The 22,702-nt window shown below is 70.2% G+C and carries 19 protein-coding genes; 13 read left to right on the plus strand and 6 right to left on the minus strand.

What is annotated here, in order from left to right:
- Positions 1–57 precede the first annotated feature (57 nt).
- Positions 58–1,353 (minus strand): aminotransferase class V-fold PLP-dependent enzyme, encoded by a 1,296-nt coding sequence (locus tag ACGFWI_RS29405; RefSeq protein ID WP_393909071.1) that lies wholly within the window; start codon positions 1,351–1,353, stop codon positions 58–60.
- 717 nt (positions 1,354–2,070) lie between these two features.
- Between ACGFWI_RS29405 and uvrC the strand changes: the two genes are divergently transcribed.
- The 11 genes from uvrC to pgi all read left to right on the plus strand — a co-directional run bounded on the left by uvrC (position 2,071) and on the right by pgi (position 14,071).
- Positions 2,071–4,167 (plus strand): excinuclease ABC subunit UvrC, encoded by a 2,097-nt coding sequence (gene uvrC, locus ACGFWI_RS29410; protein ID WP_393909072.1) that lies wholly within the window; start codon positions 2,071–2,073, stop codon positions 4,165–4,167.
- Positions 4,164–5,108, plus strand: a complete 945-nt coding sequence (gene rapZ / locus ACGFWI_RS29415) for an RNase adapter RapZ (protein ID WP_393909073.1) — start codon at positions 4,164–4,166, stop codon at positions 5,106–5,108. Before uvrC ends, rapZ begins: the two co-directional genes overlap by 4 nt.
- The gene (gene yvcK / locus ACGFWI_RS29420) at positions 5,105–6,166 is read left to right on the plus strand and encodes a uridine diphosphate-N-acetylglucosamine-binding protein YvcK (RefSeq protein WP_393909074.1); all 1,062 of its coding nucleotides are present in this window, start codon (positions 5,105–5,107) and stop codon (positions 6,164–6,166) included. Before rapZ ends, yvcK begins: the two co-directional genes overlap by 4 nt.
- On the plus strand, positions 6,157–7,146 hold the full coding sequence (whiA, locus tag ACGFWI_RS29425) for a DNA-binding protein WhiA (RefSeq protein ID WP_393909075.1): 990 nt from the start codon (positions 6,157–6,159) through the stop codon (positions 7,144–7,146). Before yvcK ends, whiA begins: the two co-directional genes overlap by 10 nt.
- Positions 7,147–7,401: 255 nt before the next feature.
- Entirely contained in the window at positions 7,402–8,406 is a 1,005-nt protein-coding gene (gap, locus tag ACGFWI_RS29430; RefSeq protein WP_393909076.1) for a type I glyceraldehyde-3-phosphate dehydrogenase, read from the plus strand.
- A gap of 115 nt (positions 8,407–8,521) precedes the next feature.
- Positions 8,522–9,724: a phosphoglycerate kinase gene (locus ACGFWI_RS29435; RefSeq protein ID WP_393909077.1), complete on the plus strand. Its 1,203-nt coding sequence runs from the start codon at positions 8,522–8,524 to the stop codon at positions 9,722–9,724.
- A 5-nt stretch (positions 9,725–9,729) separates the two neighbouring features.
- Entirely contained in the window at positions 9,730–10,506 is a 777-nt protein-coding gene (gene tpiA / locus ACGFWI_RS29440; protein ID WP_393909078.1) for a triose-phosphate isomerase, read from the plus strand.
- A gap of 141 nt (positions 10,507–10,647) precedes the next feature.
- The gene (gene secG, locus ACGFWI_RS29445) at positions 10,648–10,884 is read left to right on the plus strand and encodes a preprotein translocase subunit SecG (RefSeq protein WP_189099770.1); all 237 of its coding nucleotides are present in this window, start codon (positions 10,648–10,650) and stop codon (positions 10,882–10,884) included.
- Between the two features lie 155 nt (positions 10,885–11,039).
- Positions 11,040–11,375, plus strand: coding sequence for an RNA polymerase-binding protein RbpA (locus ACGFWI_RS29450; protein ID WP_381651904.1), 336 nt, complete (start codon positions 11,040–11,042; stop codon positions 11,373–11,375).
- 624 nt (positions 11,376–11,999) lie between these two features.
- Entirely contained in the window at positions 12,000–12,293 is a 294-nt protein-coding gene (locus ACGFWI_RS29455) for a hypothetical protein (RefSeq protein ID WP_393909079.1), read from the plus strand.
- Positions 12,294–12,418: 125 nt separating this feature from the next.
- Positions 12,419–14,071 (plus strand): glucose-6-phosphate isomerase, encoded by a 1,653-nt coding sequence (gene pgi / locus ACGFWI_RS29460; RefSeq protein ID WP_393909126.1) that lies wholly within the window; start codon positions 12,419–12,421, stop codon positions 14,069–14,071.
- A 91-nt stretch (positions 14,072–14,162) separates the two neighbouring features.
- On the opposite strand, the gene pgl is transcribed toward pgi, so the two are convergent.
- The 5 genes from pgl to tkt are packed head-to-tail and all read right to left on the minus strand — an operon-like array spanning position 14,163 to position 20,758.
- Positions 14,163–14,945 (minus strand): 6-phosphogluconolactonase, encoded by a 783-nt coding sequence (gene pgl, locus ACGFWI_RS29465; protein ID WP_393909080.1) that lies wholly within the window; start codon positions 14,943–14,945, stop codon positions 14,163–14,165.
- A complete protein-coding gene (gene opcA / locus ACGFWI_RS29470; protein WP_393909081.1) occupies positions 14,942–15,967 on the minus strand; it encodes a glucose-6-phosphate dehydrogenase assembly protein OpcA in 1,026 nt (341 codons plus the stop codon). Before opcA ends, pgl begins: the two co-directional genes overlap by 4 nt.
- Entirely contained in the window at positions 15,964–17,496 is a 1,533-nt protein-coding gene (zwf, locus tag ACGFWI_RS29475; protein ID WP_393909082.1) for a glucose-6-phosphate dehydrogenase, read from the minus strand. The genes opcA and zwf overlap by 4 nt, the downstream gene beginning before the upstream one ends.
- A 6-nt stretch (positions 17,497–17,502) precedes the next feature.
- Positions 17,503–18,621: a transaldolase gene (tal, locus tag ACGFWI_RS29480; protein ID WP_393909083.1), complete on the minus strand. Its 1,119-nt coding sequence runs from the start codon at positions 18,619–18,621 to the stop codon at positions 17,503–17,505.
- Between the two features lie 34 nt (positions 18,622–18,655).
- On the minus strand, positions 18,656–20,758 hold the full coding sequence (tkt, locus tag ACGFWI_RS29485) for a transketolase (RefSeq protein WP_393909084.1): 2,103 nt from the start codon (positions 20,756–20,758) through the stop codon (positions 18,656–18,658).
- A 540-nt stretch (positions 20,759–21,298) separates the two neighbouring features.
- Here tkt and ACGFWI_RS29490 point away from each other — a divergent pair.
- Both ACGFWI_RS29490 and ACGFWI_RS29495 read left to right on the plus strand, forming a co-directional pair.
- Positions 21,299–22,222, plus strand: a complete 924-nt coding sequence (locus ACGFWI_RS29490) for a heme o synthase (protein WP_393909085.1) — start codon at positions 21,299–21,301, stop codon at positions 22,220–22,222.
- 15 nt (positions 22,223–22,237) lie between these two features.
- A complete protein-coding gene (locus tag ACGFWI_RS29495; RefSeq protein WP_393909086.1) occupies positions 22,238–22,630 on the plus strand; it encodes a hypothetical protein in 393 nt (130 codons plus the stop codon).
- Positions 22,631–22,702 lie beyond the last annotated feature (72 nt).

The raw sequence follows: 22,702 nt of genomic DNA on the forward strand, positions 1-22,702 counted from the left end.
GTTCGGGGGTGGGGGGTGTCCTCCGGCCGCGACGCCCGCTGAACTCGACACCTCGGCTCACGGCCCCCTCCGGTAGGCCCCCGCGGAAGGGCACCGTGAGCCGTCTGCGCCGAAGCCGGCCAACACCTCCCGGAACCGCCGCACCGCCTCCACGACATCCGCAAAGCGGGTCGACAGCGGCCCGGGGGAGAGGCGCACCCGGTCCGGGGGGAGGAAATCCACGAACAACTCCGCCTCGGCCAGCGCCGGTACCAGCTTCCCGGCCTGCGGATGCCGGTAGGCGACATGGGCGCCACGCCGCTCCGGGACGGCGGGCCCCGCCGGACGCAGCCCGCACGGCTCCAGCACGGCCCCGGCCAGCTCCGCCAGGAACCCGGTCAGCGCCCGGCTCTTGGCGTGTACCGCGGCCATCCCCGCCTCGGCCAGCAGATCCAGTGCGGGCTCCGCGGCGACCAGCGAGAGCGCGGGCGGGGTACCGGTCGGAAAGCGCCGGACGGCCGGATCGGGGTCGTACCGGGGCCGCATGGCGAGCTGCTCGCGATGCCCGTACCCGCCGTCCACCGGCTGTCCGGCGCACGGCTGCAGCTCCCGCCGTACGTACAGCAGCGCCGGGCACCCGGGTCCCGCCATCAGATGCCTGTACGTGGCGGCGACCGCCATATCGGCCCCGGTGGCGGTCAGTTGCAGGTCCACCGCGCCCACCGCGTGGCTGAGGTCCCACAGCACCAGCGCCCCCTGCGCATGCGCGATCTCGTGCACCTCGGCCATGTCGAGCAGCGCGCCCGAGCGGGGCGAGACCAGGGGCAGCACGACGACCGCGACGTCCTCGTCCACCGCGGCCCGCAGCGTTTCCATGTCGAGCCCGGCGTCCGGGTGCGTGTGCACGGTGCGCAGCGCCCGCTCCTGCTCGGCGGCGACCCCGGCCACGACATCGCGATCGGTGGGGGAGTTGTCGTCGTCCACCACCACGGTCCGCCGGCCGCGGCGCGCCGCCAGCGCGGCGACCGTCAGCTTGTGGAGGTTGACGTCGGTGGAGTCGCCGGCCACCACCTCGCCCGGCCGGGCGCCGAGCACGGTCTCGGCCATCCGGTCGCCGATCCGCTGCGGCAGGTCCCGCCACTGCGTACCGACCGGCGTGAGCCGCCCGCCCCGGTCGCCGCGCACCACCCGGTCCAGCAGCGCCGGGGTGGCGGCCGGCAGCCGGCCCAGCGACCCGCCGTCGAGGTGCAGCCGGCCCTCCGGCACCGGCGCGAAACGGCCGAGGAACGGCGCCAGCGGATCCCGTGCGTCCAGCCGCCGGGCCCGCCGGCCGGCCTTGCGCAGGGCGGCCTGCCCGCCCTCCGGGGCCGTCACCGCAGCCCCCGGCAGGTCCCCGGCCCGGGAGGGAGCGGCGCTCGCCGGTCCGGCGCGGCCGGTCCGTCCCCCGCGCGCTGCCGGAGCCCGGCGGGGTGCCCGTGCGCCGTGGACCGGGCACGCGCGGTACCGGCAGGCGTGGGGACGCGTTCAGCAGTCACGCGGACAGAGTTGCCGAGCCGCGCCGCACGCGGCACCCATTTCCGCGTCATTCCGTTGATCATCCACGAGATCGACTACCGGAATTGACGGTATTTGCCCCCGGCCCGCGCACGGAGGCGCGACGGATCCCGGTGTTCCGTGCGGGCGTTGACAGGCCGTCGCCTCCTTGCCGTCCCTTCCTGGCGGGAGGGCTGGCCGGAAGCTCCCCTTCCACTCCCTGGCGCTGATCTGCTATCTCGCATGCGCCGTTGCGCACCCGCCCGCAAGACGGGCGCGGCACATGCCACTCGCCCCTGGGAGGCCGGCCACGGTGACCGTCGCCCGGCTCCTGCCCGCTCCGGTCCGGGCACCGCGCCTTCCGGCCCTCCGGACCGCCGGATATCCCCGTCCGGCCGGTCCCGCCGCCCGCTGCGCCCACCGCCGCCACGCCGCAGGCCGGGCCGCAGACGGTGGCGGCGGAGCGGCGGGCCGGGCCCCCAGGCCGACGCCGCCGGTACGGGAACGGGGATGGTCCGGGAACGGTGATTGTCGGTCGCGGTCAGTAGGGTGGTGTGCATGGCAGACCCCAGCAGCTATCGACCCAAGCCGGGACAGATCCCCGACTCGCCGGGGGTCTATAAGTTCCGCGACGAACACGGCCGGGTCATCTACGTCGGCAAGGCCAAGAGCCTGCGCCAGCGCCTGGCCAACTACTTCCAGGACCTGGCCGGCCTCCATCCGCGCACCCGCACGATGGTCACCACCGCGGCCTCCGTGGAGTGGACCGTCGTCTCCACCGAGGTCGAGGCGCTCCAGCTCGAATACAGCTGGATCAAGGAGTTCGACCCGCGTTTCAACGTCAAGTACCGCGACGACAAGAGCTATCCGTACCTCGCGGTGACCCTCAACGAGGAGTTCCCGCGCGCCCAGGTCATGCGCGGCGCCAAGAAGAAGGGCGTGCGCTACTTCGGTCCGTACGGCCACGCCTGGGCCATCCGCGAGACCGTCGACCTGATGCTGCGCGTCTTCCCGGTGCGCACGTGCTCCGCCGGTGTCTTCAAGCGCTCCGCCCAGATCGGCCGCCCCTGCCTGCTCGGCTACATCGGCAAGTGCTCGGCCCCCTGCGTCGGGCGGGTCTCCGCCGAGGAACACCGTGAACTCGCCGAGGAATTCTGCGACTTCATGGCCGGCCGTACCGGCGCCTACATCCGCCGCCTGGAGCGCCTGATGCAGGAGGCCGCCGAGGAGATGGAGTACGAACGCGCCGCCCGGCTGCGTGACGACATAGGCGCGCTCAGGCGGGCCATGGAGAAGAGCGCCGTGGTGCTCGCCGACGCCACCGACGCCGACCTGATCGCCGTCGCCGAGGACGAACTCGAAGCCGCTGTCCAGATCTTCCACGTCCGCGGCGGCCGGGTGCGCGGCCAGCGCGGCTGGGTGACGGACAAGGTCGAGGCCGTCACCACCAGCGGTCTCGTCGAGCACGCCCTCCAGCAGCTGTACGGCGAGGAGCAGGGCGACGCGGTGCCCAAGGAGGTCCTGGTCCCGGCGCTCCCCGAGCCCGTCGAGCCGGTCGCGCAGTGGCTCTCCCAGCGCCGCGGCTCCCAGGTCTCGCTGCGCATCCCGCAGCGCGGCGACAAGAAGGACCTGATGGCCACGGTCGGCCGCAACGCCCAGCAGTCCCTGGCGCTGCACAAGACCAAGCGCGCCTCCGACCTCACCACCCGCTCCCGAGCCCTGGAGGAGATCGCCGAGGCCCTCGGCCTGGATGCGGTGCCGCTGCGTATCGAGTGCTTCGACATCTCCCACCTCCAGGGCGATGACGTCGTCGCCTCGATGGTGGTGTTCGAGGACGGTCTCGCCCGGAAGAGCGAATACCGCCGCTTCCAGATCAAGACCTTCCAGGGCCAGGACGATGTCCGGTCCATGCACGAGGTCATCGGCCGCCGCTTCAAGCGCTACCTCCAGGAGAAGCAGAAGTCCGGCGAGTGGACGGAGGAGCCGGCCGACGACGCCCGCCTGGACGACAACGGCGTCACACCCGGTACCGGCACGGTCCCGGTGCGCGCCGACGCCCTGGAGCCGGACCCCATGGCCGGCCGCCCGACCGACGAGGACGGCCGCCCCAAGCGGTTCGCCTACCCGCCCCAGCTCGTGGTCGTCGACGGCGGTGCCCCGCAGGTCGCGGCCGCCCGCCGGGCCCTGGACGAGCTCGGCATCGACGATGTCGCCGTGTGCGGCCTGGCCAAGCGCCTCGAAGAGGTCTGGCTGCCCGAGGACGACGACCCCGTCGTGCTGCCGCGCAGCAGCGAGGGCCTCTACCTCCTCCAGCGCGTCCGCGACGAGGCGCACCGCTTCGCCATCACCTACCAGCGCAGCAAGCGCTCCAAGCGGCTGAAGTCCTCGCCGCTCGACGCGGTCGCCGGACTGGGCGACACCCGCCGCCAGGCACTGCTCAAGCATTTCGGCTCGGTGAAGAAGCTGCGGGCCGCGACGATCGACGAGATCTGCGCGGTCCCGGGCGTCGGCCGCAAGACCGCGGAGACGGTCGCCGCGGCACTGGCCGGGGCGGCACCGACCGCCCCCGCGGTGAATACCGCCACAGGAGAGATCATTGAGGATGACGGGGCCCCACCGGTCGCGTTGTCGGCAGAACGGGGGCAGGAACGATGAGTACACCGGACGAAGCGCAGGAAACCGAGAGAGACGGTGCACAGGTGAGTACGGGCACGACCGACCAGGGCGAGAGCGCCGCGATCCCCGAGTTGGTGATCATCTCCGGGATGTCCGGCGCCGGCCGCAGCACGGCCGCCAAGTGTCTGGAGGACCTCGGCTGGTTCGTCGTCGACAACATCCCGCCCGAGCTGATCGCGCCGATGGTCGAGCTGGGCGCCCGCTCGCAGGGCAATGTCGCCCGGATCGCGGTCGTCGTCGACGTCCGCGGCCGCCGCTTCTTCGCCAACCTCAAGGAGTCGCTGGCCACCCTCGACGGGCAGAACGTCAAGCGCCGCATCGTCTTCCTGGAGTCCTCCGACGAGGCCCTGGTACGCCGCTTCGAGTCGGTGCGCCGCCCGCACCCCCTCCAGGGCGACGGCCGGATCGTCGACGGCATCGATGCCGAGCGCGATCTGCTGCGCGAGCTGCGCGGCGACGCCGACCTGGTCATCGACACCTCCAGCCTCAACGTCCACGAACTGCGCGCCAAGATGGACGCCCAGTTCGCCGGCGAAGAGGTCCCCGAGCTGCGCGCCACGGTCATGTCCTTCGGCTTCAAGTACGGCCTGCCGGTCGACGCCGACATGGTCGTCGACTGCCGCTTCATCCCCAACCCGCACTGGGTCCCCGAGCTGCGCCCCTTCACCGGTCTCAACGACGAGGTCTCCAACTACGTCTTCAGCCAGCCGGGGTCGAAGGAGTTCCTGGACGGCTATGCCGAGCTGCTGAGGATCGTCGCCGAGGGCTACCGCCGTGAGGGCAAGCGCTATGTGACCATCGCCGTGGGCTGCACGGGCGGCAAGCACCGCAGTGTCGCGATGTCCGAGAAGCTCGCCCGCCGTCTGGTCTCCGAAGGAGTGGAAACCGTCGTCGTCCACCGGGACATGGGGCGCGAGTGAGCGGGCGGGCACCACGGCTGCGCCGGGTCCGGCGACTCGTCCCCAGCGGCCGTATCGCGAAGGGGGCCACCCCCAAGGTGGTGGCACTGGGCGGAGGTATGGGCCTGTCCGCCTCACTGACCGCACTGCGCCGCATCACCGGTGACCTGACCGCCGTGGTCACGGTCGCCGACGACGGCGGGTCCAGCGGCCGCCTCCGCGACGAGCTAGGCGTCCTGCCGCCCGGCGATCTGCGCAAGGCGCTGGCCGCGCTGTGCGGCGACGACGACTGGGGCCAGACCTGGTCCCGGGTGATCCAGCACCGCTTCGAGAGCGAGGGCGAGCTGCACGACCACGCGGTCGGCAACCTGCTGATCGTCGCGCTGTGGGAGCAGCTCGGCGACCATGTCCAGGCGCTCGACCTGGTCGGCAAACTGCTCGGGGCGCACGGCCGGGTGCTGCCCATGTCGGCGGTACCCCTGGAGCTCCAGGCCCAGGTCAAGGGTCATGAACCGGGCCGTCCGGACGCGATCACCACGGTCCGTGGCCAGGCCACCGTCGCGCTCACCCGCGGCGAGGTGCAGTCCGTCCATGTGGTTCCCGAGGACCCGCCGGCCGTCCCCGAGGCGGCCTGTGCGGTGCGTGACGCCGATTGGGTGGTGCTCGGACCGGGCTCCTGGTTCTCCTCCGTGATCCCGCATCTGCTGGTGCCGGAGCTGCGCGAGGCGCTGGAGGAGACCAAGGCCCGAAAAGTCCTTTCGCTCAACCTTGCGCCCCAACCGGGCGAAACCGATGGCTTCTCCCCGCAGCGTCATTTGGAGGTTTTGGCCCGACACGCCCCTAAACTCGCCTTCGACGTGGTGCTGGCCGACAAGGCCGCCGTGCCCGACATCGAAGGTCTGACGGTTGCCGCCAAGCAGCTGGTCGGCAGCGAGGTCGAGCTGGCGGCGGTCGCCGCACAAGGAGACGACGCCCGGTCGAGCGCCGGGGGAGCCCCCGACCGGCACGACCCGGAGCTGCTGGCAGCCGCGTACGACCGTATTTTTCGGATGCATGGAAGGATCGGCCCATGGCGATGACGGCAGCGGTGAAGGATGAAATCTCCCGGCTCCCCGTCACCCGGACCTGCTGTCGGAAGTCGGAGGTCTCGTCGATCCTGCGGTTCGCGGGCGGTCTGCACCTGGTCAGCGGACGCATCGTGATCGAGGCGGAGCTGGACACGGGCATCGCCGCCCGGCGGCTGCGCAAGGACATCCTGGAGATCTTCGGGCACAGCTCCGACCTGGTGGTGATGGCCCCCGGCGGCCTGCGGCGCGGCAGCCGCTATGTCGTACGGGTGGTGGCCGGCGGCGATCAGCTGGCGCGCCAGACCGGCCTGGTGGACGGCCGCGGCCGTCCGATCCGCGGACTGCCGCCACAGGTGGTCTCCGGCGCGACCTGCGATGCCGAGGCGGCCTGGCGCGGCGCCTTCCTCGCCCATGGCTCGCTGACCGAGCCCGGCCGCTCCTCGTCCCTGGAGGTGACCTGCCCCGGGCCCGAGGCGGCGCTCGCCCTGGTCGGCGCCGCCCGCCGGCTCGGTATCGGCGCCAAGGCCCGTGAGGTGCGCGGGGTGGACCGCGTCGTAGTCCGGGACGGTGACGCGATCGGCGCGCTGTTGACGCGGCTCGGCGCCCATGAGTCGGTGCTGGCGTGGGAGGAGCGGCGGATGCGCCGCGAGGTCCGCGCCACGGCCAACCGCCTCGCCAACTTCGACGACGCCAACCTCCGCCGTTCGGCACGCGCCGCGGTCGCCGCCGGCGCCCGGGTGCAACGGGCCCTGGAGATCCTGGGCGAGGAGGTGCCCGAGCACCTCGCGGCGGCCGGCCGCCTGCGCATGGAGCACAAGCAGGCCTCGCTGGAGGAGCTGGGCGCCCTCGCCGACCCGCCGCTGACCAAGGACGCCGTCGCCGGCCGGATCCGCCGGCTGCTGGCGATGGCCGACAAGCGCGCCCAGGACCTCGGGATCCCCGGCACCGAGTCCAACCTCGCCGAAGAACTCGCCGACGGCATGGTCGGCTGAACCGGAGCGGATCCTCCTCCGTATGCGCCTCCGACGCCCGCACCGGGCGCCGGGGGCGCCTCGCTCTGCAGACGTGCTGAGGGAGGCACGTACGGACGGTCGTCAGAGGGGCTGAAGGGCGCTCACTTGAGCACCTTTGGTCGTCGATGTCAATGTCACGTACGTCTCGTGCAGGGGGTAGGGTCGGAGGCGGTCGGGGACATCCCATACAGCTCGCCGGTAACTGCGCCGGCGTACCAACGAGGAGATCGGTTCGTGACGATCCGCGTAGGCATCAACGGATTCGGCCGCATTGGTCGTAACTACTTCCGCGCGCTCCTGGAGCAGGGTGCGGACATCGAGATCGTCGGTGTCAACGACCTGACCGACAACGCCACCCTGGTCCACCTGCTGAAGTACGACACCATCCTGGGTCGTCTCAAGCAGCCCGTCAGCCACACCGACGACAGCATCACGGTCGGCAACCAGACCTTCAAGACGATGGCCGAGCGCGACCCGGCGAAGCTCCCCTGGGCGGAACTCGGCGCCGACATCGTCATCGAGTCGACCGGCATCTTCACCAAGAAGGCCGACGCCGAGAAGCACCTCGCGGCCGGCGCCAAGAAGGTCCTGATCTCCGCGCCCGCCAAGGACGAGGACATCACGATCGTGATGGGCGTCAACCAGGACAAGTACGACGCGGCCAAGCACAACATCATCTCCAACGCCTCCTGCACCACCAACTGTGTGGCGCCGATGGCGAAGGTTCTCGACGAGAACTTCGGCATCGTCAAGGGCATGATGACCACGGTCCACGCGTACACCAACGACCAGCGCATCCTGGACTTCCCGCACAGCGACCTGCGCCGCGCCCGTGCCGCCGCGGAGAACATCATCCCGACCTCGACGGGTGCCGCCAAGGCCACCGCCCTGGTCCTCCCGCAGCTCAAGGGCAAGCTGGACGGCATCGCCATGCGCGTGCCCGTCCCCACCGGCTCGGTCACCGACCTGGTCCTGGAGCTCGACCGCGAGGTCACCAAGGAAGAGATCAACACGGCCTTCCAGAAGGCCGCCGAAGGCCAGCTCAAGGGCATTCTCGAGTACACCGAGGACCCGATCGTCTCCTCGGACATCGTGAACTTCCCGGCCTCCTGCACCTTCGACTCCCAGCTCACGATGTCGCAGGGCAAGCAGGTCAAGGTCGTCGGCTGGTACGACAACGAGTGGGGCTACTCCAACCGCCTGGTGGACCTGACCACCTTCGTCGGCGGCCAGCTCTGATCTCTGGTTCACACCCGAGACACCGAGATGTGGGAGCGGGGCTCGTGCGACGCAATGAGGCGTCGTACGGGCCCCGCTCCGCGACCGACCGACCCATGTGATGGAGTCACTCCTCATGAAGACGATCGACGACCTCCAGGTAGCCGGTAAGCGGGTCTTCGTCCGCGCCGACCTGAACGTGCCGCTGGACGGCACCACCATCACCGACGACGGCCGTATCCGCGCCGTCGCCCCGACGATCGCCAAGCTCGTCGAGCGCGGCGCCAAGGTGATCGTCGCCTCCCACCTCGGCCGCCCCAAGGGTGCCCCGGACCCGGCCTTCTCGCTGGCCCCCGCGGCCGAGCGGCTGGGTGAAATCCTCGGTCAGGCCGTGGCGTTCGCGACCGACACGGTCGGCGAGTCCGCCCGCTCGGTGACCGCGGGCCTGGCCGACGGCCAGGTGGCCGTGCTGGAGAACCTTCGCTTCAACCCGGGCGAGACCAGCAAGGACGATGCCGAGCGCGGTGCCTTCGCCGACCAGCTCGCCGCCCTCGCGGACGTGTACGTGGGCGACGGCTTCGGTGCCGTGCACCGCAAGCACGCCTCCGTCTACGACCTGCCCAAGCGCCTTCCGCACGCCGTCGGTGATCTGATCGCCGCCGAGGTCCGCGTCCTGAAGAAGCTCACCGAGGACGTCAAGCGTCCCTACGTCGTCGCGCTCGGCGGCGCCAAGGTCTCCGACAAGCTGGCCGTCATCGACCAGCTGCTGGAGAAGGCCGACCGCATCCTGGTGGGCGGCGGTATGGCATACACCTTCCTCAAGGCCAAGGGCTACGAGGTGGGCATCTCGCTGCTGCAGGAGGACCAGGTCCCGGCCTGCCAGGAGTACCTGGCGCGGGCCGAGAAGCGCGGTGTGGAGTTCGTGCTCCCCGTCGACGTACTGGTTGCGTCCGAGTTCCCGGACCTCAAGACCAAGGCCCCGGCCCACCCCACGGTCGTCGCCGCGGACGCCATCCCCGCCGACCAGGAGGGCCTGGACATCGGCCCGAAGACCCGCGAGCTCTACGCCGCGAAGTTCGCCGACGCGAGCACCGTCTTCTGGAACGGCCCGATGGGCGTCTTCGAGCACCCCGACTACGCCGACGGCACCAAGGCCGTCGCGCAGGCGCTGCTGGATTCGGACGCCTTCACCGTCGTCGGTGGCGGTGACTCGGCCGCCGCCGTGCGGCTGCTGGGCTTCGACGAGAACGCATTCGGCCACATCTCGACCGGCGGTGGCGCCAGCCTCGAATACCTCGAAGGCAAGACGCTCCCCGGCCTCGCCGCACTGGAGGACTGAACAACGTGACTGACCGTACCCCGCTGATGGCGGGCAACTGGAAGATGAACCTCAACCACCTCGAGGCCATCGCCCACGTCCAGAAGCTCGCCTTCGCCCTTGCCGACAAGGACTTCGACGCCGTAGAGGTCGCGGTCCTGCCGCCCTTCACCGACCTGCGGTCGGTGCAGACGCTGGTCGACGGCGACAAGCTCAAGATCAAGTACGGCGCCCAGGACATCTCCGCGCACGACTCCGGTGCCTACACCGGTGAGATCTCCGGCCCGATGCTCGCCAAGCTCAAGTGCACGTACGTGGCCGTCGGTCACAGCGAGCGCCGCCAGTACCACTGCGAGAACGAAGAGGTCTGCAACGCCAAGGTCAAGGCCGCCTTCCGTAACGGCCTCACCCCGATCCTGTGCGTCGGTGAGGGCCTGGACGTCCGCAAGGCCGGCAACCAGGTCGCGCACACCCTCGCCCAGATCGACGGTGGTCTGGCGGACGTCCCGGCCGAGCAGGCCGAGACCATCGTGATCGCCTACGAGCCGGTGTGGGCCATCGGCACCGGCGAGGTCGCCACCCCCGAGGACGCGCAGGAGGTCTGCGGTGCCATCCGCGGCCGCCTCGCCGAGCTCTACAGCCAGGAGCTGGCCGACAAGGTCCGCATCCAGTACGGCGGCTCGGTCAAGTCCGGCAATGTCGCCGCGATCATGTCGCAGCCCGACGTCGACGGCGCGCTGATCGGCGGCGCGGCGCTGGACGCGGACGAGTTTGTGAAGATCGTCCGCTTCCGCGACCAGTAGCAGCTATGACGAGGGGGAGCCCTCGTCGTACCCTGTCGGGGCCGGGTCCGGTGCAGCAGCACCGCCCCCGGCCCCGCACCATTTGTTCCGGATATCGTGATCCATACGTCCGTCCGTCAGTCCTAGAGAGTTGGTCCAGCCGTGGTCATCGGGTTCTCGATCGCCCTCATCGTCTTCAGCCTGCTGCTGATGATGCTGGTGCTCATGCACAAGGGAAAGGGCGGCGGCCTGTCCGACATGTTCGGTGGCGGCATGCAGTCCTCGGTGGGTGGCTCCTCGGTCGCCGAGCGTAACCTCGACCGCATCACCATCGTGATCGCCCTGTTGTGGTTCGCCTGCATCGTCGTGCTCGGCATCCTGATGAAGCTCGGCAACTGACATAGCGTCGGAGGCGCGGCCTATCATGAGGGAGGCGTCCTCGGACGGGTAACTCCAGCCACTGGACGCGCGTTGGGCCTTACGTAGACTGGGGCGTTCCGCAGCGCAGCTGCTGCGAGAGGCTGTGCAGCACCATTACGCAGGGAGTTACGACCGTGGCAAGTGGCAACGCGATCCGAGGAAGTCGGGTCGGGGCGGGGCCGATGGGGGAGGCCGAGCGCGGCGAGTCCGCGCCGCGCACCCGCATCTCCTTCTGGTGCTCCAACGGGCACGAGACGCAGCCCAGCTTCGCCGGCGATGCGCAGGTTCCGGACACTTGGGACTGCCCGCGCTGTGGTTTCCCGGCAGGCAAGGACCGGGACAGCCCGCCGGACCCGCCGCGCACCGAGCCGTACAAGACCCACCTCGCCTACGTCCGGGAGCGCCGCACCGACGCCGACGGTGAGGCGATCCTCGCGGAGGCGCTCGCCAAGCTCCGCGGCGAGATCTGACGGATACCCGCACACACACCGGCCGGCCCGGCCGGAGGGACACAGCGCCCTCCGGCCGGGCCGACCGCGTAGATGTGCCCTCGCGGGCCGTGTTCCTTCCACATCCGGCCGCACGGGGCCACATCTGAGGCGGCGGAGGGGGACGTTGCCCGACGGCGACTGTCAGTGGTCGCCCGTACCGTTTTCCGTAAGCGCGCACGATGCGGACGGGGGCGGGATGACACACATGACGGCGGGCACGGAGACGGGCCGCGCGGCAAGTGTCGGCGCGCTCGCCCGGCACGGTGGCTTCGGCCGGCTGTGGGGCGCCGCCGACGTCTCCGGCTTGGGCGATGCGCCGCGCGGCACGGCGCCGCCACTGCGCGCCTACGCCCTGGCCGGTTCCCCGCTGCTGATCTTGCTCGTCACCGCCTGCGGCGTCGTGCTCCGGCTGTGCTTCGGGCTGCGCGTGCCTCCTGGCGGCCGCCCTTGTCGCCTCTCTGCGCACCGGCCCGCCGCCCGTCCGGGCCGCTCGCTACCGCCGGGCGCACCGTCCGCCGCGAAAACGCCGACGGGATACGGCAGTTGTGGCGCGACCGGGGTGCTGCGCGCCGTTGCTCGCCGGGGGGCCGGACCGTGGTGCCGGTGGGCCTCGGGACGCTGCGCTCGCCGCTCGCCGCTCGCCGCTCGCCGCTCGCCGCGGCCGTGTTCCTGGGCCTGTTCGGCTTGGCCGGCATGGTGTGGAACGTCCTGGAGACCACGGTCGTGCAGCGGCGCAGCCCGGCCGGGATGCTCGGCAGGAGCAGCTCCGCGTTCCGTACGTGTCCGTCGCCGGGACGGCCTTCGGCGGGCTGCTCGGCGGCGCGGTCGCCGGGCGTACGGTCCCGTACTCCGGCGCTGCCGGCCGCCGCGCTTCCGGCCCTGGCGCCGTCGCGCTGACACCTGTTCTTCAGGCACCCGACAGCGCCTCGTCCGGCAGTGGACAGATACCTCATACCGCGCGCTGATCAATTAGGTTGGGAGATGGCGGGGCCGGTACGAGATGAAGAAGGCTGATGTCCGAGATGAATGCAGAAGGCCGCAGCAGGCTCGATCAGTTGCCTGAGTGGACCGCGCTGGGCAAGCACCGGGAGCAGCTGGCGCAGGTGCATCTGCGCGAGCTGTTCGAGCGGGATCCGGCGCGCGCCGAGCGCTACACCCTCCAGGTGGGCGATCTGTACCTGGACTACTCCAAGCACCTGGTCACCGACGAGACCCTGGGGCTGCTGCGCGACCTGGCCGCGGCGACCGGTGTGGCGGAGCTGCGGGACGCGATGTTCCGCGGGGAGAAGATCAACATCACCGAGCAGCGCTCCGTGCTGCACACCGCGCTGCGCGCGCCCGGTTCCGCGGTCATCATGAGCGACGGTGAGAACGTCGTCCCCGGCGTGCAACACGTCCTGACGAGGATGGGCGTCTTCGTCGACCGGGTCCGCTCCGGCGACTGGAAGGGCCACACCGGCAAGCGCATCAAGACCGTCGTCAACATCGGTATCGGCGGCTCGGATCTGGGCCCGGCAATGGCGTACGAGGCGCTGCGCGCCTACACCCACCGGGACATGCAATTCCGCTTCGTCTCCAATGTGGACGGCGCCGATCTGCACGAGGCGGTACGCGATCTGGACCCGGCCGAGACGCTGTTCATCGTCGCCTCGAAGACCTTCACCACCATTGAGACGATCACCAATGCCACCTCGGCCCGCGACTGGCTGCTGACCGGTCTGGGCGCCGGGGGAGAGGCCGTCGTCAAGCACTTCGTGGCGGTGTCGACCAACGCCGAGAAGGTGGCGGAGTTCGGCATCGACACGGACAACATGTTCGAGTTCTGGGACTGGGTCGGCGGCCGGTACTCCTTCGACTCCGCCATCGGTCTGTCGCTGATGGTCGCGATCGGCCCGGAGCGCTTCCGCGAGATGCTGGCCGGCTTCCACCTCGTCGACGAGCACTTCCGCACCGCCCCGCCGGAGGAGAACGTCCCGCTGCTGCTGGGACTGCTCGGCATCTGGTACGACAACTTCTGGGACGCCCAGTCGCATGCCGTGCTGCCCTACAGCCACTACTTCTCCAAGTTCACCGCCTATCTGCAGCAGCTGGACATGGAGTCCAACGGCAAGTCCGTGGACCGCGAGGGCAATCGGGTCGACTGGCAGACCGGCCCCGTCGTCTGGGGTACGCCCGGCACGAACGGCCAGCACGCGTACTACCAGCTGCTGCATCAGGGCACGAAGATGATCCCGGCCGACTTCATCGGCTTCGCCCGGCCGGTCGACGATCTGCAGCCGGGTCTGGTCGCCCAGCACGACCTGCTGATGGCCAACCTGTTCGCCCAGGGCCAGGCGCTGGCCTTCGGCAAGACGCCCGATGAGGTGCGCGCCGAGGGCGTGGCCGAGGAACTGGTGCCGCACAAGACGTTCCCGGGCAACCGCCCCACCACCACCATCCTGGCCGGCGAGATCAGCCCGTCCGTGCTGGGCCAGTTGGTGGCGCTCTACGAGCACAAGGTGTTCGTCCAGGGCGCGGTGTGGAACATCGACTCCTTCGACCAGTGGGGCGTGGAGCTGGGCAAGGTCTTGGCCAAGCGCGTCGAACCGGCGCTGACGGAGGGCGCCGAGGTACCGGGCCTCGACGCCTCCACGGCCGGCCTGGTCGCCAAGTACCGGGAGCTGCGCGGGCGTTGACCGGCCGGATCACCGCCCGGTGACCGCGGCAATGCCGAAGGCCCCGCACCCTTCAGGGCGCGGGGCCTTCGGCATTGCCACCTGGCGGCGGTCAGGCCGACGCCGGCGGGTAGAGGCTGCGCGGCAGTTGAGCCGCCGCCGCCTCGTCCAGCAGCCACAGGGTCCGGCTGCGGCCCCGTGCGCCGGCCGCCGGGGCCTGGACCTCTCCGGCGTCGGACAGGGCGATGGCCACGGCGTTCGCCTTGTCCTCACCGGCCGCCAGCAGCCAGACCTCCCGTGCCGCGCGGATCGCGGGCAGGGTCAGCGAGATGCGGGTGGGCGGCGGCTTCGGTGCGCCGTGCACCCCCACCACCGTCCGCTCCTGCTCGTAGACGGCAGGCAGCTCGGGGAAGAGCGAGGCCACATGGGTGTCCGGGCCGACGCCCAGCAGCAGGACGTCGAACGAGGGCACCGGCCCATGGTCCTCGGGGCCCGCGGCGGCGGCCAGTTCGGCCGCGTACGCCTCGGCGGCGGCGTCGGCGTCCTTGCCGTACGGGCCGTCCGACGGGGGCATGGGATGCACCCGGGCCGGGTCCAGCGGGACGCTGTCCAGCAGCACCTCCCGGGCCTGGGTGTAGTTGCGCTCCGGATCGCCGTCCGGCAGGAACCGCTCGTCGCCCCACCACAGGTCCAGCCGGGCCCAGTCCACCGCGTCCCGGGCGGGCGCCTCGGCGAGGGCCGCGAGCAGCCCGTTGCCGTTGCGCCCGCCGGTCAGCACCACGGAGGCGGAGCCGCGGGCGGACTGGGCATCCACGATCTTCGTGATCAGCCGGGCCGCCGCGGCCTTGGCCATCAGCTCCTTGTCGCGGTGGACGACAACCTGCGGAGCGCTCACTTGGTGGCTGCCTTCTTGGCGGGCTTCTTCGCCGCGGGCTTGGCCGGGGCGCTCTCGCCGGCCGCCGGCTCCCCGGCCGACGGCTGCGCGCCCGTGCCGTCACCGATCCGGTCCACGCCGTACTTCAGGGTGTCGGCGTAGATCTCGTCCGGGTCGAGCCGGCGCAGCTCCTCGGCGAGCAGCTCGGCGGTCTCGCGCCGCTTGAGCGCCACCGCGCGGTCGGGCTGGCCGCGCATCGAGAGCGTGGCCAGCGAACCGTCCGGGCGGTCCAGCACGATCGCGCCGACGCTGGACTCCAGCCGCGCGGCCGTCAGGCCGGGGCCGTCGGACACCGTGCGGGTGACCGGGACGTTCAGCCTGTCGGCCAGCCACATGGCGAGCAGCTCGCAGCTGGGGTTGAACTCCTCGCCGGTCACCTCGGCCGAGGTGACCGTGCACGGGGCCTGGTCGAGCGCCGCCGCCAGCATCGAGCGCCAGGGCGTGATGCGGGTCCAGGCCAGATCCGTGTCGCCCGGGGTGTAGGTGTCCGCGCGCGCCGACAGTTCCTGGATGGGCTGCTCGGCGGCGTAGGCATCGGTGACGCGGCGCTGGGCGAGCGCACCGAGCGGGTCCTTGGCCGGGTCCAGCGGGGCGTTCACCGCCCACCAGACCACGACCGGTGCGTCCGGCAGCAGCAGCGGCAGCACCACCGACTGGGCGTGGTCGATCACGTCGCCGTAGAGGCGGAGTATGACCGTCTCGCCGGTGCCGGCCTCCGTGCCGAGCCGCACCTCTGCGTCGAGGCGGGCTTTGGCGCGGTCGCGCGGCGACCGGCTGACCCGCTTGATGACGACGAGGGTGCGCGAGGGGTGCTCACGGGACGCGTCGTTGGCCGCCCTCAGCGCGTCGTAGGCGTTCTCCTCGTCGGTGACGATGACGAGGGTGAGCACCATGCCGATGGCAGGGGTGCCGATGGCGCGGCGCCCCTGGACCAGTGCCTTGTTGATCTTGCTGGACGTGGTTTCCGTCAAATCGATCTTCATGGCCGACGCCAGCTCCGTCCGTCTCGTGCGAGCATTTCGTCCGCCTCGGTGGGACCCCAGGTACCCGCCGGGTACTGTGCGGGCCTGCCGTGCTTCTCCCAGTACTCCTCGATCGGGTCGAGGATCCGCCAGGACTGCTCCACCTCCTCCACACGCGGGAAGAGGTTGGCGTCGCCGAGCAGCACATCGAGGATCAGCCGCTCGTAGGCCTCGGGGCTGGACTCCGTGAAGGACTCGCCGTAGGCGAAGTCCATCGACACATCCCGTACCTCCATCGAGGTGCCCGGGACCTTGGAGCCGAACCTGACGGTCACGCCCTCGTCCGGCTGCACCCGGATGACCAGGGCGTTCTGCCCCAGCTCCTCCGTGGCGGTGCGGTCGAAGGGGGAGTGCGGGGCACGCTGGAAGACGACCGCGATCTCGGTGACGCGCCGGCCGAGGCGCTTGCCGGTGCGCAGATAGAAGGGGACGCCCGCCCATCGGCGGTTGTCGATCGACAGCTTGATCGCGGCATAGGTGTCGGTCTTCGACTTGGGGTCGATGCCGTCTTCCTGGAGGTAGCCGACGGCCTTCTCGCCGCCCTGCCAGCCCTCCGCGTACTGCGCGCGGAGCGTCTCCTTGCCGAGGTCCTTGGGAAGCCGGACCGCGCCCAGCACCTTGGTCTTCTCCGCGACCAGCGCGTCCGCCTCGAAGGAGGCGGGCTCCTCCATCGTGGTCAGCGCGAGCAGCTGGAGGAGGTGGTTCTGGATGACGTCACGGGCGGCGCCGATGCCGTCGTAGTAGCCGGCCCGGCCGCCGATGCCGATGTCCTCGGCCATCGTGATCTGGACGTGGTCGACATAGCTGCGGTTCCACAGCGGCTCGAACATCGTGTTGGCGAACCGCAGCGCCAGGATGTTCTGGACCGTCTCCTTGCCCAGGTAGTGGTCGATCCGGAAGACCTCGTGGGGCGGGAAGACCTCATGGACGATCCGGTTGAGCTCCTGGGCGCTCTTCAGGTCGTGCCCGAAGGGCTTCTCGATGACCGCGCGCCGCCACGAGCCCTCCTTCTGGTCGGCCAGCCCGTGCTTCTTCAGCTGCTGGACGACCTTGGGGAAGAACTTCGGCGGCACGGACAGGTAGAAGGCGAAGTTGCCGTTGGTGCCCTGGGCCTTGTCGAGCTCGTTTATCGTCTCCTTCAGCGTCTCGAAGGCCTCGTCGTCGTCGAAGTTGCCCTGGACGAAGCGGCAGCCCTGGACCAGCTGCTGCCAGACCTCCTCGCGGAACGGCGTACGCGAGTGCTCCTTGACCGCCGCGTACACCTCCTGCGCGAAGTCCTCGTGCTCCCACTCGCGACGGGCGAACCCGACGAGTGAGAAACCCGGCGGCAGCAGACCGCGGTTGGCCAGGTCGTAGACGGCGGGCATCAGCTTTTTACGGGACAAATCGCCCGTGACGCCAAAGATAACCAGGCCCGACGGCCCCGCGATACGCGGGAGCCGTCGGTCCAGGGCGTCACGAAGCGGGTTAGCTCCGTGTGCATCAGACAAGGGAGATCAGCCCTCCGAGGGAGCGAGGCGCTTGAGCTCCGCCTCCGTGGACTTGAGCAGGTCGTTCCAGGACGCCTCGAACTTCTCCACGCCCTCGTCCTCCAGGACCTGAACGACCTCGTCGTACGAGATCCCGAGCTTCTCGAGCGCCTCCAGGTCGGCCTTGGCCGACGCGTACGTGTCGCGCACGGTGTCACCGGTGATCTCACCGTGGTCGGCGGTGGCCTCCAGGGTGGCCTCCGGCATGGTGTTGACCGTGCCCGGGGCGACCAGGTCCTCGACGTACATGGTGTCCTTGTAGTCCGGGTCCTTGACGCCGGTCGAGGCCCACAGCGGACGCTGCTTGTTGGCACCGGCCTTGTCGAGGGCGGCCCAGCGCTCGGAGGAGAAGACCTCCTCGTACGCCTGGTAGGCCAGCCGGGCGTTGGCCAGCGCGGCCTTGCCCTTGAGGGACTTGGCCTCGTCCGTGCCGGTCTTCTCCAGGCGCTTGTCGATCTCGGAGTCCACACGGGACACGAAGAACGACGCCACCGAACGGATCAGGGACAGGTCCAGGCCCGCGGCCTTGGCCTTCTCCAGGCCCGCCAGGTAGGCGTCCATGACCTCGCGGTAGCGCTCCAGCGAGAAGATCAGCGTGACATTGACGCTGATGCCCAGGCCGATGACCTCGGTGATCGCCGGGAGACCCGCCTTGGTGGCCGGGATCTTGATCAGCGTGTTCGGGCGGTCCACCAGCCACGCCAGCTGCTTGGCCTCGGCGATGGTCGGTGTGGTGTGGTGCGCCAGGCGCGGGTCCACCTCGATGGAGACCCGGCCGTCCTGGCCACCGGTGGCGTCGAAGACCGGACGCAGGATGTCGGCGGCATCGCGGACATCCGCCGTCGTGATCATGCGGATGGCTTCCTCGACGGTGACCTTACGGGCGGAGAGGTCGGCGAGCTGCTGCTCGTAGCCGTCGCCCGAGGAGATCGCCTTCTGGAAGATCGACGGGTTCGTCGTGACACCGACGACATGCTGCTGGTCGATCAGCTCGGCGAGGTTGCCGGACGTGATGCGCTTGCGCGACAGGTCGTCCAGCCAGATCGCGACGCCTTCGTCGGAGAGGCGCTTGAGTGCGTCTGTCATGGGGTCTGCATCTCCTACTTGTCGTGTACGGGCGTCAGCGCGCGCCGGCTTCGAGGGATTCCCGGGCGGCGGAGGCGACCGCGTCGGCGGTGAAGCCGAACTCGCGGAACAGGGTCTTGGCATCGGCCGAGGCGCCGAAGTGCTCCAGGGACACGATGCGCCCGGCGTCACCGACGAAGCGGTGCCAGGTCAGACCGATGCCTGCTTCGACGGCGACCCGGGCCTTGACGGACGGCGGAAGCACGCTGTCGCGGTAGGCCTGGTCCTGCTGCTCGAACCACTCGACGCACGGCATCGACACCACGCGGGTGGGGACGCCCTCGGCTTGCAGCTGCTCGCGTGCTTCGACGGCGAGCTGCACCTCGGAACCGGTGCCGATCAGCACGACCTGCGGCGTGGTGCTCTTGCCGTCGGTCCCTTCGGCCTCGAACAGGACGTAACCGCCCTTGGCGGCATCCTCGTTGGCCGGGTACGTCGGCACGCCCTGACGGCTCAGCGCGAGGCCGTGCGGGGCCCCCACGCCGTACTCCTTCGTCCAGCGCTTGAGGATCTCGCGCCAGGCGATGGTGGTCTCGTTGGCGTCGGCCGGGCGGACGAGGTTCAGGTTCGGGATGGCGCGCAGCGAGGCCAGGTGCTCGACCGGCTGGTGGGTCGGGCCGTCCTCCCCCAGACCGATGGAGTCGTGCGTCCACACGTACGTCACCGGAAGGTGCATCAGCGCGGACAGCCGGACGGCGTTGCGCATGTAGTCGGAGAACACCAGGAAGGTGCCGCCGTAGACACGGGTGTTGCCGTGCAGCGTGATGCCGTTCATCTCCGCGGCCATGGAGTGCTCACGGATACCGAAGTGGATCGTGCGGCCGTACGGGTTCGCGCCCGGCAGCGGGTTGCCCTCGGGCAGGAACGACGAGGTCTTGTCGATCGTGGTGTTGTTCGACCCCGCCAGGTCGGCGGAGCCGCCCCACAGCTCGGGGATGACCGCACCGAGCGAGTGCAGCACCTTGCCGGACGCGGCGCGGGTGGCCACGGCCTTGCCGGTCTCGAACGACGGGAGGTGGTTCTCCCAGCCCTCGGGCAGCTCGCCCGCGGCGATCCGGTCGAAGTCGGCGGCGCGCTCGGGGTTGGCCGTGCGCCAGTCGGCGAACGTCTTCTCCCACTCCTTCTTGAGGTCACGGCCGCGGTCGAGGGCGGCGCGGGTGTGTGCGAGCACCTCGTCGGGGACCTCGAAGGACTTCTCCGGGTCGAAGCCCAGGACGCGCTTGGTGGCCGCGACCTCTTCCTCGCCCAGCGCCGAGCCGTGTGCGGCCTCGGTGTTCTGGGCGTTGGGGGCCGGCCAGGCGATGATCGAGCGGGCCGCGATGAACGACGGGCGCCCGGTCTCGGCCTTGGCGGCCCGCAGGGCCTCGGCCAGCGCGACCGGGTCCAGGTCGCCGTCGGGCAGCTGCTCGACGCGCTGGACGTGCCAGCCGTAGGCCTCGTAGCGCTTGAGCGTGTCCTCGGAGACCGCGGTCTCGGTGTCACCCTCGATCGAGATGTGGTTGTCGTCCCACAGCATGATGAGGTTGCCGAGCTTCTGGTGGCCCGCGAGCGAGGAGGCCTCGGCGGAGATGCCCTCCTGCAGGCAGCCGTCGCCGGCGATGACGTAGATGGTGTGGTCGAAGGGCGAGGTGCCCTCGGGCGCGTCCGGGTCGAACAGGCCGCGCTCGTAGCGGGAGGCCATCGCCATGCCCACCCCGTTGGCGACACCCTGGCCCAGCGGACCGGTGGTGGTCTCCACGCCGGCGGTGTGGCCGTACTCGGGGTGACCGGGGGTCTTCGAGCCCCAGGTGCGGAACGCCTTCAGGTCGTCCAGCTCCAGGCCGTAACCGGCGAGGTGGAGCTGGATGTAGAGGGTCAGGCTGGAGTGGCCCGCGGAGAGAACGAAACGGTCACGGCCGGTCCAGTTCGGGTCCGCCGGGTCGTGCCGCATCAGCTTCTGGAAGAGCAGGTAGGCGGCCGGAGCCAGGCTCATGGCCGTACCCGGATGGCCGTTACCGACCTTCTGCACGGAATCCATGGCCAGGACACGGACGGTATCCACTGCCCGCTGATCCAGATCGGTCCACTCGAGATCTGTGGTGGTCGGCTTGGTGCTCACCCTGAGTCAGGGCTCCTCTCCACATGTCGAATGCCGCGGACGGTATGTCCGCCAGGCGGTGTCGAGCCTACCCCCGCCAGTGCGTGCGTCTTTTCGACGCTCAGTCGGTGTTTCCGGCGCTCAGTCGGTGGTCGGATGCCACGGCAGCTCATCGCTTCGGGCAACCAAATCAGGACTTGGGGCATTCCTGGCCCCTGAGGTGACGGCCATACGACCAGACTGCCGGGAGGCGGTCGCCTTCGCCTCCTGAACGACGGGCGAACGCCCGGGGAAAGATGCCGCCGCGGCCCCGCGCTCCGGCGCCCAACACGACCCCACCCCCGCGAAGATCGCCGTATGGCCAACGTCTAAAGTGGCGTGGTAAGCGCAAGCCCTTCACCGGGTATTCACGGCCGGAAGAGCTTGCAGGCCTTATCTCTTCTGCGGCAAAGGCCGCTGATGTTACTTCCAGGGGTGTGCGTGACGGCCGTCGAATCCCGTCCTGCGGGTGGGGGCACCGCCCATGCCTCCTCCACGCCTGAAGGGCGCGGGGGGACCCCCATGGCTGTGGGGGAGCTCTCTCAGAGCCCCGGCGACCGGCCGTTCGGGGCCCGCGCCAAGGCGTTCGTGGCGCTGACCAAGCCGCGGGTCATCGAGCTGCTGTTGATGACCACGGTGCCGGTGATGTTCCTGGCGGCCAAGGGCGTGCCGGATCTGTGGCTGGTGCTGGCGACCTGTATCGGCGGTTATCTCTCCGCCGGCGGAGCCGCCGCCTTCAACATGTACCTCGACCGCGACATCGACGCGCTGATGGACCGTACGTCCCAGCGGCCCCTGGTCACCGGCATGGTGAGCCCCCGCGAATGCCTGGTCTTCGCGACCGCCCTCGCGGTCGGCTCCACGGCCTGGTTCTGGTTCCTCGTCAACCCGCTGTCGGCGATGCTGTCGCTCGGTGCGCTGCTTTTCTATGTCGTCGTTTACACCATGATTCTCAAGCGGCGCACCACGCAGAACATCGTCTGGGGCGGCATCGCGGGCTGTATGCCGGTCTTCATCGGCTGGTCCGCGGTGACGAACTCGTTCTCCTGGGCCGCGGTGATCCTTTTCCTGGTCATCTTCTTCTGGACGCCGCCGCATTACTGGCCGCTGTCGATGAAGGTCAAGGACGACTACGAGCGCGTCGGTGTGCCGATGCTGCCGGCCGTCGCGGGCAACAAGGTCGTCGCGCGGCAGATCGTCGCCTACAGCTGGGTGATGGTGGCGGTGTCGCTGCTGCTGCAGCCGCTGGGCTACACGGGCTGGTTCTACACCCTCGTCGCGATCGCCTGCGGAGCCTTCTGGCTCAAGGAGGCGCACGGTCTGCAGTCCCGCGCCAAGGCCGGGATCAAGGGCGCCAAGCTCAAGGAGATGCGACTGTTCCACTGGTCCATCACCTATGTGTCGCTGCTGTTCGTCGCCGTCGCCGTGGATCCCTTCCTTCGTTGATTACCGATGGGTAGCATGCTGTTCATGGCAGACACCCAGCAGGCGGACGAGCAGACGGAGACGGCGGCCGACGTGAAGTTCGGAGCGCGCACCGACAAGCGGGCCGGCAAGCACACCGACAAGCTCGCCAAGCAGATCCGTGCCTTCGCCGCCACGCACGGCGGCAGCGCCGAAGGCCAGCTCGCACACATCGGCCGAGGCCGCATCCGGATCGCGCTCGTCGGGGCCGACGGCGAGTGGGGCAACCTCGTCGCGGACACCTTCGGCTCCGCCAAGGACGCCGCCGACAAGGCCGGCCTCACGCTCCACGACGACTTCGACGGCGAGCTCGCCGCCAGGGTCCGTACCGGCCGCAACGAGTGGTCCCGGATGGCAGGCATCCAGCTGGGCGGCCCGGCCAACAGCTGACGGTCCGGTGCCCGGGCGCCGTGCGCCGGGGCGCACGCCGGAAGCGGAGCCCGATACCTCACCACCTCCTCG

The sequence above is a fragment of the Streptomyces sp. NPDC048434 genome (assembly GCF_043200375.1).
Taxonomy (GTDB): Bacteria; Actinomycetota; Actinomycetes; order Streptomycetales; family Streptomycetaceae; genus Streptomyces.

Excerpts from the sequence above, each read along its gene's own strand:
- uvrC (WP_393909072.1), top strand. The coding sequence starts at position 2,071 with ATGGCAGACCCCAGCAGCTATCGACCCAAGCCGGGACAGATCCCCGAC.
- rapZ (WP_393909073.1), top strand. The coding sequence starts at position 4,164 with ATGAGTACACCGGACGAAGCGCAGGAAACCGAGAGAGACGGTGCACAG.
- whiA (WP_393909075.1), top strand. The coding sequence starts at position 6,157 with ATGGCGATGACGGCAGCGGTGAAGGATGAAATCTCCCGGCTCCCCGTC.
- ACGFWI_RS29435 (WP_393909077.1), top strand. The coding sequence starts at position 8,522 with ATGAAGACGATCGACGACCTCCAGGTAGCCGGTAAGCGGGTCTTCGTC.
- pgi (WP_393909126.1), top strand. The coding sequence starts at position 12,419 with ATGAATGCAGAAGGCCGCAGCAGGCTCGATCAGTTGCCTGAGTGGACC.
- opcA (WP_393909081.1), bottom strand. The coding sequence starts at position 15,967 with ATGAAGATCGATTTGACGGAAACCACGTCCAGCAAGATCAACAAGGCA.
- tal (WP_393909083.1), bottom strand. The coding sequence starts at position 18,621 with ATGACAGACGCACTCAAGCGCCTCTCCGACGAAGGCGTCGCGATCTGG.
- ACGFWI_RS29490 (WP_393909085.1), top strand. The coding sequence starts at position 21,299 with ATGGCTGTGGGGGAGCTCTCTCAGAGCCCCGGCGACCGGCCGTTCGGG.
- ACGFWI_RS29495 (WP_393909086.1), top strand. The coding sequence starts at position 22,238 with ATGCTGTTCATGGCAGACACCCAGCAGGCGGACGAGCAGACGGAGACG.